This window comes from Actinacidiphila acididurans (assembly GCF_016918855.1).
GTDB classification, from domain to species: Bacteria; Actinomycetota; Actinomycetes; order Streptomycetales; family Streptomycetaceae; genus Actinacidiphila; species Actinacidiphila acididurans.
Genome location: NZ_JADKYB010000004.1, coordinates 265547 through 279109, shown reverse-complemented (window position 1 = coordinate 279109; position 13563 = coordinate 265547). Strand labels below are relative to the sequence as shown.

The following is a 13563-nucleotide window of genomic DNA, read 5'->3' as shown; positions in this document are numbered from 1 at the left end:
TACAGAGCGGTCAGTGGCGGCGCAGGGGTAGCTCCGCCTCCCGGGTGGCCTCCGCCGGCGGCCCCGGTTCCTCCGGGGCCTCGGGTTCGCCGAAGCGGGCGAGGACGAGGGCGCCGGCGAGGGCGAGGAGGAAGCCGAGGACGGCGGCCGGGGCCCAGCCGGAGCGGGTGCGGTCGTGAAGGGCGAGCAGGCCGACCAGGGCCGGGCCGACGGTTTCGCCGAGGACCATGCCGGCGGTTGCGACGGTCACCGAGCCGCGCTGGAGCGCGGAGGTGAGCAGCAGGAAGGCCGCGCCGCCGCCGAGCAGCAGAGCGTAGAGGGCGGGGTTGGTGAGCAGGACGGACGGGGTCAGGCCGTCGATCAGGCGGACCGCGACCTCGACGACGCCGAAGCCGAAGCCCGCGCCGAGGCCGAGGGCCGCCGCCCGGGCGCGTTCCGGCAGCCGGCCGGCCGCCGCGCCCACCGCGAACACCGCCGCCGCGGCGGCCAGCGACCCCCAGCGCAGGGCCGTACCGCCGTGGCCGGAGCCCTCGCTGCCCGAGGCCAGGCCCAGCAGGGCGAGGCCGCCGCACACCGTGCCGACCGCGGCCCACTCCCGCCCGGACAGCCGGGCGCCCAGCAGGCGGCTTGCCGTCACCGCCGTCACCGCCAGGCTCGCGGCCAGGGCGGCGCCCACCGCGTAGATCGGCAGCGAGCGCAGGGCGATCAGTTCCAGCACGAAGCCGGCGCCGTCCAGCGCGAGCCCGACCACGTACCGCCACTGGCGTACCGCGCGCAGCAGTAGCCGGGTGTCGACGCCGGAGCCGCTGCCGGGCACGGCCGCCCGCGCGGCCATGGCCTGGAGCACCGAGGCCACGCCGAAACAGACGGCCGCGCCGAGCGCGGCGAGCATTCCTGTGAGCACGATCCCGACTCTAGGCCGTCTGCCTCGGCGTTGGCGCCGGGGACGGACGAGGCGTACGGACGGTGCGGACGAGGTCCGCCGTCAGGCCGCCGCTCCCAGCACCTCGCGGAGGCGGTCGAGGGCCCAGTCCAGGTCCTCCTGCGAGATCACCAGGGGCGGGGCGAGGCGGATGGTGGCGCCGTGGGTGTCCTTGACCAGGACGCCTTGGGTCATCAGGCGCTCGGAGACCGCGCGGCCGGTGCCAAGGCCCGGGGCGATGTCCACGCCGGCCCACAGGCCGCGGCCGCGGACCGCGGTGACCGTGCCGGTGGCGGTCAGCAGATTGAGCTCGCGGTGCAGGTGCTCGCCGAGTTCGGCCGCCCGCCGCTGGTACTCGCCGGTCCGCAGCATCGCCAGCACCTCCAGGCCGACCGCGCAGGCCAGCGGGTTGCCGCCGAAGGTGGAGCCGTGCTCGCCGGGCCGGAAGACGCCGAGCACCTCCCGGGAGGAGACCACCGCCGAGACCGGCACCACGCCGCCGCCGAGCGCCTTGCCGAGCACGTACATGTCCGGCACCACTGCTTCGTGGTCGCAGGCGAAGGTGCGGCCGGTGCGGCCGAGGCCGGACTGGATCTCGTCGGCGATGAACAGCACATTGCGGGCGGTGGTGAGCGCGCGGACGCCGGACAGGTAGCCGGGCGGCGGCACGAGTACGCCCGCCTCGCCCTGGATCGGCTCGATCAGTACGGCCACGGTGTCGTCGTCCACCGCCGCTTCCAGGGCGGCCAGGTCGCCGTAGGGCACCACGGTGAAGCCGGGCGTGTACGGGCCGAAGTCCGCGCGCGCCTCCGGGTCGGTGGAGAACGACACAATGGTGGTGGTCCGCCCGTGGAAGTTGTCGGCCGCCACCACGATGTTCGCCTTGCCGTCGGGCACGCCCTTGACGCGGTAGCCCCACTTGCGGGCGGTCTTGACGGCGGTCTCCACCGCCTCCGCCCCGGTGTTCATGGGCAGCACCATCTCCATCCCGCACAGCTCGGCCAGCTCGGCGCAGAAGGCGGCGAACTTGTCGTGGTGGAAGGCGCGGGAGGTGAGCGTGACCCGGTCGAGCTGGGCCTTCGCGGCGGCGATCAGGCGCGGGTTGGCGTGGCCGAAGTTGAGCGCCGAGTAGCCGGCGAGCATGTCGAGGTAACGGCGGCCCTCGACGTCGGTCACCCACGCGCCCTCCGCGGAGGAGATCACCACCGGCAGCGGGTGGTAGTTGTGCGCGCTGTGCGCCTCGGCGCGGGCGATCTCGCGGTCGGTGGCGGTGCGGTCGCCGGGGGCGAGGCCGGCGGTCGGGGCGCCGACCGAGGGGGCGGGCTGGGGGGCGGAGCCGGGAATCGTCGTCACGTGCATACTCCGTTCGTCGTGCGTCGGGAGGCCGGGCCCGGGGCACGGTGGCGCCCTCTTCCATCGTCGCGCGGCCGCCGCGGCCCGACACCCCACCGCAGCGGAGCGGAACCCGTCCGGAGTACGCCGCCGCGGCCAGAAGCCCGGCCGGGGAGCGGGGAGGGACTGGGAGGGACAGGGAGGGACGCGGAGGGACGCCGGAGGGTCCCGTAGAGCGCGCAACCGTGTACCCACAGCCTGTGGACAGGGGTGTGGGCGGAGAGCGGCGACCTGAGAGAATGGGGTCATGGCCCTCCCACGTCCCCGCGCACTGTCCGGCATCCAGCCCACCGCCGGCTCCTTCCACCTGGGCAACTACCTCGGCGCGATCCGGCAGTACGTGGCGCTGCAGGAGACCCACGACGCCTTCTACATGGTCGTGGACCTGCACGCGATCACCGTGCCGCAGGATCCGGCGGAGTTGCGCGCGAACACCCGGCTGGCCGCCGCCCAGCTCCTGGCGGCCGGGCTCGACCCGGACCGGTGCACCCTGTTCATCCAGAGCCACGTGCCCGAGCACGCGCAGCTCGGCTGGGTGATGAACTGCCTGACCGGCTTCGGCGAGGCGTCCCGGATGACGCAGTTCAAGGACAAGTCGGCGAAGCAGGGCGCGGACCGGGCCACCGTCGGCCTGTTCACGTACCCGATCCTCCAGGTCGCGGACATCCTGCTCTACCAGGCGGACGCGGTGCCGGTCGGCGAGGACCAGCGGCAGCACATCGAGCTCACCCGGGACCTGGCCGAGCGTTTCAACCAGCGGTTCGGCGAGACCTTCACCGTCCCCGCGCCGCACATCGTCCGCGAGGTCGCCAAGATCTACGACCTCCAGGATCCGACCGCCAAGATGAGCAAGTCCGCGCCCTCACCCAAGGGCCTGGTCAACCTGCTGGACGAGCCGTCGGTGTCGGCGAAGAAGTTCAGGAGCGCGGTCACCGACACGGACACGGTGATCCGGTTCGACGAGGCGGAGAAGCCGGGCGTCAGCAACCTGCTGACGATCCACTCCGCCCTCACCGGCACCACTGTGCCGGAACTCGAGGACCATTACGCCGGCAAGGGCTACGGTGCGCTGAAGACCGACCTCGCCGAGATCTTCGTGGCATGGGTGACCCCGTTCCGCGAGCGCACGCAGGAGTACCTGGGGGACCCGGAGACACTGGATTCCGTTCTGGCCAAGGGTGCCGAGAAGGCGCGGACGGTCGCCGCGGAGACGCTGGCCGCCGCGTACGAACGGATCGGCTTCCTGGCGGCCAAGCACTGAGCGATCAAGCACTGGGCAATCACACACTGAGCGATCACGCACTGGGCAATACCGAAACAGCACTGAGCAGTACTGGGCGGCACCATGCAGTACTGAGCAGCACCGAGCACTGCGGCTCCACGCGGGCGAACGGGGGAGAGGATCGAGGGGCACGTCCACTGTGACGGACGCCGCTGTCCGGTACGCCCCGTTACGCGCGACACTGACAGGGGCCCCGCTCGCGGGGCCGCATTCGCGACCGGGGAAAGGGGTGTACGCGGTGGAGGTCACGACGATCGGCGTGTCCCTCGCGGTCCCGGAGCCGTACGGCCGGCTCCTCCAGGAGGCCCGCGCGTCCTTCGGTGATCCCGCCGCGTACGCCATCCCCACCCACGTCACGCTGCTGCCGCCCACCGAGGTGGCCCGCGACGAACTCCCGGACTTCCGCCGCCACTTGGCCCGGGTCGCCGCGGCCGGCCGGTCCTTCCCGATGCGGCTGCACGGCACCGACACCTTTCGCCCGCTCACCCCGGTGGTCTACGTCCGGGTGACCGAGGGCGGCCCGGCCTGCTTCCAGCTCCAGGAACGCGTCCGCTCCGGCCCGGTCGCCCGCGAGCTCCAGTTCCCGTACCACCCCCATGTCACCGTCGCCCACGGCATCCCCGAGGCCGCCATGGACCACGCCCAGCGCGAACTGGCCGCCTTCGCCGCCGACTGGACCGCCCACGGCTTCGCCCTCTACGAACAGGGCCCCGACGGCGTCTGGCGCCGCACCCGCGACTACTTCTTCGACGACGAACCCCCGGCCGCCCCCACCCTCCCCCACCAGCAGTCCCTGCGCGCGGCCTCCCGCCTCTGACCACTGACCCCCGGTCAGGCGGACAGGGCGTCAGACGGGCAGGCGGCGGAAAAGGGGATGCGGGAGGTGGCGGAGGGCGGACATGACGTAGCGGAGGGGGGCGGGGACCCAGAGCAGGCGGGCGCGGCGGCGCAGGCCGGTCTCGATGGCGCGGGCGACGGCGTCGGGGGTGGTGGTGAAGGGCGGTTCGGCCAGGCCGGCGGTCATGCGGGTACGGACGAAGCCGGGGCGGACGACCAGGACGTGGACCCCGTCGGGGCGCAGGGCGTCGCCGAGGCCGAGGGCGAAGGCGTCCAGGCCCGCCTTGCTGCTGCCGTAGACGAAGTTGGAGCGCCGGGCCCGTTCGCCCGCGACCGAGGACAGCACGACCAGCGAGCCGTGGCCCTGGCGGCGCAGCGCGGCCCCGCAGACCAGGGCCGCGGACACGGCTCCGGTGTAGTTGGTGGCGGCCACGGTGACGGCCGCACCCGGCTCCCGCTCGTCGCGCGCCTGGTCGCCGAGGACGCCGAAGGCGAGCAGCACCGTGTCGATGTCGCCCTCGGCGAAGACCTTGCCGAGCACGTCCTCGTGGGAGGCGGGGTCCAGCGCGTCGAAGCCGATCGTCGTGACGGCCGCGCCCAGCCCGCGCAACTGCTCGGCGGCGGCGTCCAGGCCGGGGGAGGGCCGGCCGGCCAGCACGACGGTACGGGTGCGGCGGGCGACCAGCCGCCGGGCGGTGGCCAGCGCGATCTCCGAGCCGCCGCCGAGGATCAGCAGCGACTGCGGCGCTCCGAAGGCGTCCTTCATCCGGGTCTCCTCATCCGGGGCTTCCGGGGCTTCTCATACGGATCTTCCGGGTCTTCTCGTCCATGCCTTTCGGGCCTTCACGTCCGGTTCGCCGCACGCGGCGCAGAGCCGGGGACAGTGACAGGCCTCAGCGCTGGAGGCCGAGCCGGCGGGCCAGGTCGGAGGCGATCACGCCGCCGGGGTCGTACCGCTCGCGCAGTGCCCGGAAGTCGGGCAGCCGCGGGTACATCGGTGCCAGCGTCTCGGGCCGCAGCCGCGCGTCCTTGGCCAGGTAGATCCGGCCGCCGGCCGCGGCGACCCGTTCGTCCAGCTCGTCCAGCAGCGGGCCCAGGCCCGGCATCGAGGCGGGGATGTCGAGGGCGAGCGTCCAGCCGGGCCGGGGGAAGGACAGCCAGCCGGGGTCGCCCTCGCCGAATTGTTTGAGCACCGCCAGGAAGGACGGGCAGCCGCGCCGGCTCAGCGTCGTCACGATCCCGCGCAGCGTCTCCTCCTGCCCGTGGCCGACCACGAACTGGTACTGGACGAAGCCGCCGCGCCCGTAGATCCGGTTCCAGTCCGGGACCGCGTCCAGCGGGTGGAAGAAGGCGGACAGCTTCTGCAGCCGGCCGCGCTGCTCGCGGGGCGCCTTGCGGTACCACAGCTCGTTGAACAGGCCGACGGTCGTGGGGGTCAGCAGCCCGTCGGGCAGGAAGCGGGGGGCGGCCGGCAGCCGGGCCGGGCGGAAGGTCAGCGGGGTGGCGCGGGCCCGGGCGGGCAGGGCGTCCAGGGGCGCGTGGTCGCCGCGGGTGAGCACCGCGCGGCCGGTCGCCGCGCCGCGTGCCAGCAGGTCGATCCAGGCCACCGAGTAGCGGTAGCGGTGGTCGGTCGCAGACAGCCGGGCCATCAGGTCGTCCAGGTCGGTCGCGCGCTCGGTGTCCACGCTCATCAACGAGGTCTCCACCGGCAGGAGTTGCACGGTGGCGGCCAGGATCACCCCGGTCAGGCCCATGCCGCCGGCCGTCGCCCGGAACAGTTCGGGCTCGGCCTCGGGGGTCACCAGCCGGGTCTCGCCGTCGCCGGTCAGCAGTTCGAGCGCCCGTACGTGGCGGGCGAAGGACCCGGCGACGTGGTGGTTCTTGCCGTGGATGTCCGCGCCGATGGCGCCGCCGACCGTCACGTACCGGGTGCCGGGGGTCACCGGCACGAACCAGCCGAGCGGCAGCAGCACCTCCATCAGCCGGTGCAGCGACACGCCCGCGTCGCAGGTGACCACGCCGTTCACCGCGTCGATCTCGTGGACGCGGTCCAGGCCGGTCATGTCCAGCACGGCGCCGCCCGCGTTCTGCGCCGCGTCGCCGTACGCCCGCCCCAGGCCCCGGGCGATCACCCCGCGCCCGCCCCGCGCCCTGTCGGCACCCGCCGCCCGCACGGCCTCGACCGCCTGCTCGTACGAGCCGGGGCGCAGCAGCCGGGCGGCGGTCGGGGCGGTGCGGCCCCAGCCGGTCAGATACGTGGCCGTGGCGGCGGGTGCGGACATACCCGTGACCGTAGCGCCCGAAGAGTCACGCATCGCGGTTTATGCGGGTTTTCTCACCGGAACGGCGCACCGGGGGCGTGATGACCATGGGCGCACGGTAAGCACTTCGCGTCCGGAAAACACCGATTCGTGGAGATCGCGGGCCCGGAGACACCCGTTCGCCGGACCCCGACGCCCACGGCCCCGACGCTCACAGCTCCAGCGCTCACGGCCCCGGCCCGCGCGACCGCGGCTGTGGGACGCCCCGCAGACCGTAGCCCCTACGCCCGTCCGGAAAGAGGCGGTACGACATGTCCGAGGGGACCCTGCCCACCCGCCGCTCCGGCTCCGCGGCCACCGCGCCGCCGGGGCAGGACGGGCCACGGGACGACGGTGACGCCGAGCCGTACGCAGACGCCGACCACGGCGAGCAGTACGGATCCGCCGCGTACGGAGAGTACGACGTGCCCCGGTACGCCGTGCCGCTCGCCGTCGGTCCGGCCGCGTCGCCCGCCTCCGCCGTCCCGGCCCTGCCCCTGCTGTCCAGGGATTCCCGCCGGCCCTCCGGCGCGGGCACTGCGGCGCGTCCCGACCACCGGATGGTGGCCGCGGTCCACCGCTGGGGCGCCGCCCGGCCGTACGTCCGGGGGGCCGCCCGCGGGCTGTCGCTCGGCGGCGAGCACGCCGCGATGTGGCTGGCCGCGGGGCTGGCGGGGGCCGGCCTGGCGGAGGGGGAGCGGCGTACGGCGTGGCTGCGGTCGACCGCGCTGGTGGCCGGCGCGCACGCCGCGAGCATGGTGCTGAAACGTATCGTCAGACGCCCGCGCCCGGAACTCGACGACGGCCGCGCCGACGACGACAGCGGCGGGCGGGCCCGGACCGCCGGCCGGCACGGCTTCCCCAGCTCGCACGCCGCCTCCTCCGCTGCCGCCGCCGTGGCGTTCGGCGCCCTCGCGCCCCGCGTCCCGGTGGCGCCGCTGGCCGCCGCGGTGTGCCTGTCACGGCTGGTGGCGGGCGTCCACTACCCCTCGGACGTGGCCGCGGGCGCCCTGCTCGGGGCGGGCGCGGCCCGGCTCGGCCGCGGCTGGGCGCTGGGCCGCGGGCCCGGAGCGCCGGCCGGCGGCACCCGTGTCCGGGGAGGTGGCGGCCATGGCTGAGCAGAGCACTGTCGTCATCGAGGAGCCCGCGGCGCCGGCCGCGAGCCTGGCCGCCGGGCTGCTGCGTACCGCCCGCCCCCGGCAGTGGATCAAGAACGGCCTGGTGCTCGCCGCGCCCTTCGCCGCCGCCAAGCTGTTGACCGCCGCAGAAACGATTCGCCTCGGCGTGGTCTTCGTCCTCTTCACGGCCTGCTCGGCGGCGGTGTACCTGATCAACGACGCCCGCGACGCGGAGGCCGACCGCGCCCACCCGGTCAAGCGCAACCGTCCGGTGGCCGCGGGCCACGTACCGGTCGCGGCGGCGTACGCGGCGGGCGCGGTGCTGGCCGTGCTCGCCCCGGCGGCCGCCGCCGTCACCTGCACCCCGGACACCGCCGTACTGCTGGCCGGATACGTGCTGATGCAGCTCGCCTACTGCGTGTGGCTCAAGCACCTGCTGGTGATCGACCTGGTGATCGTGACCGCCGGGTTCCTGCTGCGGTCGATGGCCGGCGGGATCGCCCTGGGCATCGCGGTCTCCCGCTGGTTCCTGGTCACCGCGGGCTTCGGCGCGCTGTTCATGGTGGCCGCCAAGCGCTACAGCGAGCTGGTGCTGATGACCCGGCGCCCGCGCGGTCCGGGCGCGCCGCTGGGCGCCTCCCGCGCGCTGCTGGGCAGCTACACCCCCGGCTACCTGCGGTTCGTCTGGCAGCTCGCGGCCGGCGTCGCGGTCCTGGCGTACTGCCTGTGGGCGATGGAGACCGGCGCCGAGCCGCACGGCTGGCTGCCCTGGCGGCAACTGTCGATGGTGCCGTTCACCCTCGCGGTGCTGCGGTACGCGGTCTTCGCCGACTCCGGCTCCGCGGGCGAGCCCGAGGACCTGGTGCTGCGCGACAGTGCGCTGGTGGCGATCGGCCTGGTGTGGGGCGCGCTGTACGTCCTCGCCGTGGCCGACACCTGAGCCGGCCGTGCGCCCCGCCCGCGCCCGGGGGAAGCCCCGCCCGGTCAGCCCTGCCGGCTCTGTCCGGCCGACGAGGCAGCGCCCCGCCCTCCGCCCTGCCCGTACCCGGAAACCCCGCCCGGCCCCCGCCCGCCCGCTCGCCTCCGAAGTGCTCGGCTTCGCCCTCGCCGGAACCGCCGCCTACGCCGCCGACCTGGGCCTGTTCATCTGGCTGCGGGGCCCGGGCGGCCTCGGCCCGCTCACCGCGAAGGCGCTGTCCTTCCTGGCCGGCTGCACGGTCGCCTACGCCGGCAACGCCCTGGGCACCTACCGTGGCCGTACCCCCGCGGTCGGCCGCGCCCGCGAGTACGGCGTCTTCTTCGCCGTGAACATCGCCGGCGCCCTCGTCCAGCTCCTCTGCCTGGGCTTTTCGCACTACGTCCTCGGATACGCCTCCGCCCGCGCCGACGTGGTCTCCGGCGCCGTGGTGGGCATGGCGCTGGCCACGCTGCTGCGGTTCTGGGGCACCCGGACCCTGGTCTTCCGCGCCGCGACCGGCGGCGACGCGGCCGGGTCCGGGCGTGTCCGGGCCCGGAGGGGGTAACCGAGCGACATGGACTGGTTGACGGGGCTGCCGGTGATCGGGCCGCTGATCGCGCGGCTGATGCGTACGCACGCCTGGCGGGCCTTCGCCCACCTCCAGACGGTGCACTGGACGCGGCTGGCCGCCGCGATGACGTTCACGAGCTTCCTGGCGCTCTTCCCGCTGCTGGCGCTGTCCGCGGCGGTCGGCGCGGCGCTGCTCTCACCGCACCAGCTCAACACGCTCGAGAACAAGATCAGCGAGCAGATCCCGGGCATCTCCGGCCGGATCGACATCCAGGGGCTGGTCTCCAACGCCGGCACGGTCGGGCTGGTCGCCGGTCTGCTGCTGGTGTTCACCGGCATCGGCTGGGTGGGCTCGGTGCGCGACTGCCTGCGCGCGGTGTGGCACAAGGACGACCAGGAGCGCAACCCGGTGGTCGGCAAGCTCGTGGACGGCGGCATCCTGCTGGGCCTCGGCGCGGCCGTCCTGATCTCGCTGGGCGCCTCCGGCTTCGCGACCGCGGCGGTGAACTGGACCGCCGACAAGGCCGGCATCAGCAACGCCGGTCCCGGCCGCGCGCTGCTCACCCTGGTCGGCTTCCTGCTCGCCGTCCTCGCCGACTTCCTGATCCTGACCTACCTGCTCACCCTGCTGCCCGGCGTGGACCCGCCGCGGCACTCGGTGGTGCTCGCCTCGCTCATCGGCGCGGTCGGCTTCGAGGCGCTGAAGATCCTCATGAGCAGCTACCTCCAGCAGGTGGCCGGCAAGAGCATGTACGGGGCCTTCGGCACCCCCGTCGCACTGCTGCTGTGGTTCAACTTCATGGCCAAACTGCTGCTGTACTGCGCCGCCTGGACGGCCACGCCCCGGCATGCGCCCCCGGAGGGCACCGAGGAGGGCCCGCTGACCGTGCCCGACCTGCCCGTCGTGGGCGGCAAGGGCCCGGATCTGCCGTTCGGCGGGGACGACGACGAGGACCGGAAGTCCGGCGACGGGAAGAAGCCCGGCGGCGACCGGGCCGGGGCCGGCGCGGGTCGCGGGAAGAAGACCGGCGCTACACCCGCGGCAGCTTCCGGCGGCGCCCGCCCGACCCGCCACGCCGGCGGCTCCCACCGCTGGCACCGCCCCCGGACGGCACGGCCCCCGGGAGCGGACGGCGGCGCCGTACGATCATGACCACCGCGCCCAGCAGCAGCGCCGTCACGGCGGAGATGGCCACCGCGATCCACATGCCGTGCCGCCGGGAGGCGGGGCTGGCGGCCGCGGCCGGGGCCTGCGCGCCCTGGCCCTTGGCGCCGCTCGAGGTGCCCGCGCTCGGGGCGGGGGTGGCCTTGGGCAGCTTGCTCAGCGGCGGCACCAGGGTGCCCACCGACTGGGTGGTCGGGGCCGCCTTGAAGCCCCAGTCCAGCAGCGAGGCGGCCTCGCGGTAGACCAGGTCGTGCTCCGGCTTGGGGTTCATCACGGTCACCAGCAGGGTGCGGCCGCCGCGCTGGGCGACGCCGGTGAAGGTGGCGCCGGCGTTGGTGGTGTTGCCGTTCTTGACCCCGGCTATGCCGGGGTAACGGGACAGGTCGTAGTCCCCGCTGAGCAGCCGGTTGGTGTTCTGGATCGCGAAGGAGCCCCGCGCCTTGGTGGTCTTGCCGGACTTGTCCTTCTTGTAGTCGCCGGGGAACTGGGCGCTCGCCGTGGAGCAGTACTCCCGGAAGTCCGCGTTCTGCAGGCCCTCGCGGGCGAAGAGGGTCAGGTCGTAGGCGCTGCTGACCTGGCCGGGCTCGTCGTAGCCGTCCGGGGTGACCACGTGGGTGTCGTCGGCCTGGAGCTCGTGGGCCTCGGCGTTCATGTCGGTGACCGTCGCGGGGACGCCGCCGTTCATGGCGGACAGCACGTGCACCGCGTCGTTGCCCGACCGCAGGAACACGCCCAGCCACAGGTCGTGCACGGTGTAGCTGAGGTTCTCCTTTATGCCGACCAGGCTGCTGCCCGCGCCCATGCCCTGCAGGTCGGTGGGGGCGACCTTGTGCACCTCGGTCCTGGGGAACTTCGGCAGCACGGTGTCGGCGAACAGCATCTTCAGGGTGCTGGCCGGGGCGAGCTGCCAGTGCGCGTTGTGCGCGGCCAGGATCGCCCCGGTCTCGGCGTCGGCCACGATCCAGGAGCGCGCGGTGAGCTTGGGCGGCAGCGGCGGCACGCCCGGCGCGGAGTCCACCTGGGTGCCCGGCGCGCCGAGCCGGTCCCCGCCCACCGTCGACATCTGCGCGGGCGGCACGGGCGTCTTGGGGCCCGCGCCCAGCCCGGGCGCCGCCGAGGCGGTCCCGGCGCACACGGTGCCGCCGAGGAGTGCGGCGCCCATGGCGGCGGCCAAAGCGGTACGTGCGGTGCGCGCGGTACGTGCCGTCCGCGTGAATCTGCGCCCGGTCCTGGGCGTCGCGGGCGTCGCCGGCGTCATGGCTGCCATGGGCGCGGGCGTGGGCTCGGTCGTCGGGTCAGTCGTGGGCACCCGCAGAACCTATCGGGGGAACCCATGAATCCGGTCACCCGGGGCTCTTCCCGAACGGGTGACCATCGGCACACCCGTTTCCCCTCCCGCCCCGCCGGTCACGGCCCGTACGCCGCCCCCGCTCCGGCCCACCCGCGTGCCGGTCGCTTCGGTACCCGGCACATACTGGGGCACATGAAGCTCAGCCGCCGTGTCTCCTGGTTCCTCCTCGCCTTCGGCGTCTGGTCCTGGATGGTCTGGACCACTTTCGTCAAGAACCTCTGGAAGGACACCAGCGGGCTCGCCTTCCACCACCACTCCCACTCCCACCCGACTGCCTACTTCTGGATCCACCTGACCCTGGCGATCGTCTCCTTCCTCCTGGGCACGGTGATCGGTGCCCTGGGCATTCGCGGCCTGCTTGCCCTTCGCCGGGAAGCCGCCGCCGGTACCGCCGCCGGCGCCGAGGCCGCGCAGAGCAGCGGTGCGGCCGGCGCCGCCGAACCCGAGTCGCCCGCGGCCCTGCGGCGCTGAGTACGGTGCGGCCCCGGCGCCCGGGCCGGGGCTGTCCCGACGACCTCAGCCCGCGGCGGGGTCAGTGTTTGCGTTGGCGGGGGAGTTTGGCGTGGCGGGGGTGGACGAGGGTGATCTGGCGGTAGAGGAGGTGGAAGCAGGCGAGGGCGGCGACCGGGGGGAGGCCGGCGGTGGCCATCGCGGTGGGGGTGTGCGGGGCCTGGGCCACGCACAGCAGGACCGCGACGGCCGAGAAGGCGGTCACCACGGCCCAGGCGGTCCGTACGTGGCGCTGGTGGGCCGCCGCGCGCAGGACCGAGAGACAGCCGGCGAGCCAGGGCCCGTAGACCAGCATCGGCCAGGAGGACGCCAGGTTGTGCGCGGTCGGGTACGCGAGCAGCCGCAGCGGGTCGTAGGAGACCATCGCGCCCAGCAGGCTCACCACACAGGCGATGGCCGCGGTGGCGGACGCGAAGAGGAAGCTCACCAGCGACTTCCACGGCATGCGCAGCAGCCGCAGGGCGCGGATCAGCTTGCGCAGCCGCCGGGGCCGCCGTTTGCGGTGGTGCACCGCGGGCCGTACCGGACCCGGCCGCGGCGCCGCGTGCCCCGCCATCAAGTGATCGGCCAGCGCGTCCGCCAGCGCGTCGGGCACCGGGGCGGCCATCGCCCCGGTCATGGGATCCGCTGCCAGGTAATCGGCCGCAGCCCCCGGCGCCGGACCCGGTGACGGCCCGCCCGGGGGCCCGGTCATCAGGCCGGCCAGCGGTCCGGGCAGCGGCCCGGCCCCCGGGAGGTCCAGCGGGTCCGGCTGCCGGAAGAGCTGCGCGAACTCGGCGTCGATGTCCCACTGCCCGCCGACGAGTTGCGTCGTCGCGTGCAGCGGGTCCGGCGGCGCGCCGACGAGCGGTACGTCCTCCGCCCTGATCCCCGAAAACTGCACGGTGGGCGGCCCGTGCGGTTCGTCGCGTTCATACATGCCGCGACCACCTCACCTGCCGCGGCCGGGCGTCCGCGGGGCCGGAGCGAGGAGTGCGGCGTTCACCATTGGTCACACCCTCTCCAACGACACCCCATATTCCCCGCGACGCGGCATTTGGGTGAACGTTGGCAGCAATGGGTGCACGTTGCCCGGCGCGCCCATGCATTAATGCGCCACCCGAGACGCCCACCCGCCCCCCGCACGCCCCTCCCATACCCCCGGCGCACCGCCGGCGG

The 13563-nt window shown here is 74.4% G+C and carries 12 protein-coding genes and 1 pseudogene; 7 read left to right on the top strand and 6 right to left on the bottom strand.

The genetic code is table 11. The features are described from left to right. Positions 1-10: 10 nt before the first annotated feature. Positions 11-892, bottom strand: a complete 882-nt coding sequence (locus ITX44_RS09015; RefSeq protein WP_205356783.1) for a hypothetical protein — start codon at positions 890-892, stop codon at positions 11-13. 93 nt (positions 893-985) lie between these two features. Then, positions 986-2176: an ornithine--oxo-acid transaminase gene (gene rocD / locus ITX44_RS09010; RefSeq protein WP_307795196.1), complete on the bottom strand. Its 1191-nt coding sequence runs from the start codon at positions 2174-2176 to the stop codon at positions 986-988. A 385-nt stretch (positions 2177-2561) separates the two neighbouring features. Between rocD and trpS the strand changes: the two genes are divergently transcribed. Both trpS and ITX44_RS09000 read left to right on the top strand, forming a co-directional pair. Then, positions 2562-3575 carry a tryptophan--tRNA ligase gene (gene trpS, locus ITX44_RS09005; protein WP_205356539.1) on the top strand — a complete coding sequence of 338 codons (1014 nt, stop codon included), beginning with the start codon at positions 2562-2564 and terminating at the stop codon, positions 3573-3575. A 259-nt stretch (positions 3576-3834) separates the two neighbouring features. Continuing rightward, entirely contained in the window at positions 3835-4413 is a 579-nt protein-coding gene (locus ITX44_RS09000; RefSeq protein WP_205356538.1) for a 2'-5' RNA ligase family protein, read from the top strand. A 30-nt stretch (positions 4414-4443) separates the two neighbouring features. Here ITX44_RS09000 and dprE2 read toward each other — a convergent pair whose 3' ends face one another. Together dprE2 and dprE1 are read right to left on the bottom strand one after the other, a co-directional pair. Continuing rightward, positions 4444-5199, bottom strand: coding sequence for a decaprenylphospho-beta-D-erythro-pentofuranosid-2-ulose 2-reductase (gene dprE2 / locus ITX44_RS08995; protein ID WP_205356537.1), 756 nt, complete (start codon positions 5197-5199; stop codon positions 4444-4446). Positions 5200-5326: 127 nt separating this feature from the next. Then, positions 5327-6715, bottom strand: coding sequence for a decaprenylphosphoryl-beta-D-ribose oxidase (dprE1, locus tag ITX44_RS08990; RefSeq protein ID WP_205356536.1), 1389 nt, complete (start codon positions 6713-6715; stop codon positions 5327-5329). 290 nt (positions 6716-7005) lie between these two features. Between dprE1 and ITX44_RS08985 the strand changes: the two genes are divergently transcribed. From ITX44_RS08985 to ITX44_RS08970, 4 genes and pseudogenes are all read left to right on the top strand, one after another. After that, positions 7006-7851 (top strand): phosphatase PAP2 family protein, encoded by an 846-nt coding sequence (locus ITX44_RS08985; RefSeq protein WP_307795179.1) that lies wholly within the window; start codon positions 7006-7008, stop codon positions 7849-7851. Continuing rightward, entirely contained in the window at positions 7844-8791 is a 948-nt protein-coding gene (locus ITX44_RS08980) for a decaprenyl-phosphate phosphoribosyltransferase (RefSeq protein ID WP_205356535.1), read from the top strand. Before ITX44_RS08985 ends, ITX44_RS08980 begins: the two co-directional genes overlap by 8 nt. Before the next feature lie 148 nt (positions 8792-8939). Next, entirely contained in the window at positions 8940-9374 is a 435-nt protein-coding gene (locus tag ITX44_RS08975; RefSeq protein ID WP_307795178.1) for a GtrA family protein, read from the top strand. Positions 9375-9383: 9 nt separating this feature from the next. Further along, positions 9384-10169: pseudogene (locus ITX44_RS08970) on the top strand (YihY/virulence factor BrkB family protein); the annotation flags it as partial. A gap of 241 nt (positions 10170-10410) precedes the next feature. On the opposite strand, the gene ITX44_RS08965 reads toward ITX44_RS08970, so the two are convergent. After that, the gene (locus tag ITX44_RS08965) at positions 10411-11706 is read right to left on the bottom strand and encodes a D-alanyl-D-alanine carboxypeptidase family protein (RefSeq protein WP_236060325.1); all 1296 of its coding nucleotides are present in this window, start codon (positions 11704-11706) and stop codon (positions 10411-10413) included. A gap of 321 nt (positions 11707-12027) precedes the next feature. Between ITX44_RS08965 and ITX44_RS08960 the strand changes: the two genes are divergently transcribed. Next, positions 12028-12366 (top strand): SCO4848 family membrane protein, encoded by a 339-nt coding sequence (locus ITX44_RS08960; protein WP_205356533.1) that lies wholly within the window; start codon positions 12028-12030, stop codon positions 12364-12366. Positions 12367-12427: 61 nt separating this feature from the next. On the opposite strand, the gene ITX44_RS08955 is transcribed toward ITX44_RS08960, so the two are convergent. Further along, complete coding sequence (locus ITX44_RS08955) at positions 12428-13324, bottom strand: hypothetical protein (RefSeq protein ID WP_205356532.1); 897 nt, start codon at positions 13322-13324, stop codon at positions 12428-12430. Positions 13325-13563 lie beyond the last annotated feature (239 nt).

What these genes read in the sequence shown, in the direction of transcription:
- ITX44_RS09015 (WP_205356783.1), bottom strand. Translation starts at nt 892, where the DNA reads ATGCTCGCCGCGCTCGGCGCGGCCGTCTGTTTCGGCGTGGCCTCGGTG.
- trpS (WP_205356539.1), top strand. Translation starts at nt 2,562, where the DNA reads ATGGCCCTCCCACGTCCCCGCGCACTGTCCGGCATCCAGCCCACCGCC.
- dprE2 (WP_205356537.1), bottom strand. Translation starts at nt 5,199, where the DNA reads ATGAAGGACGCCTTCGGAGCGCCGCAGTCGCTGCTGATCCTCGGCGGC.
- dprE1 (WP_205356536.1), bottom strand. Translation starts at nt 6,715, where the DNA reads ATGTCCGCACCCGCCGCCACGGCCACGTATCTGACCGGCTGGGGCCGC.
- ITX44_RS08985 (WP_307795179.1), top strand. Translation starts at nt 7,006, where the DNA reads ATGTCCGAGGGGACCCTGCCCACCCGCCGCTCCGGCTCCGCGGCCACC.
- ITX44_RS08980 (WP_205356535.1), top strand. Translation starts at nt 7,844, where the DNA reads ATGGCTGAGCAGAGCACTGTCGTCATCGAGGAGCCCGCGGCGCCGGCC.
- ITX44_RS08965 (WP_236060325.1), bottom strand. Translation starts at nt 11,706, where the DNA reads ATGGGCGCCGCACTCCTCGGCGGCACCGTGTGCGCCGGGACCGCCTCG.
- ITX44_RS08960 (WP_205356533.1), top strand. Translation starts at nt 12,028, where the DNA reads ATGAAGCTCAGCCGCCGTGTCTCCTGGTTCCTCCTCGCCTTCGGCGTC.
- ITX44_RS08955 (WP_205356532.1), bottom strand. Translation starts at nt 13,324, where the DNA reads ATGTATGAACGCGACGAACCGCACGGGCCGCCCACCGTGCAGTTTTCG.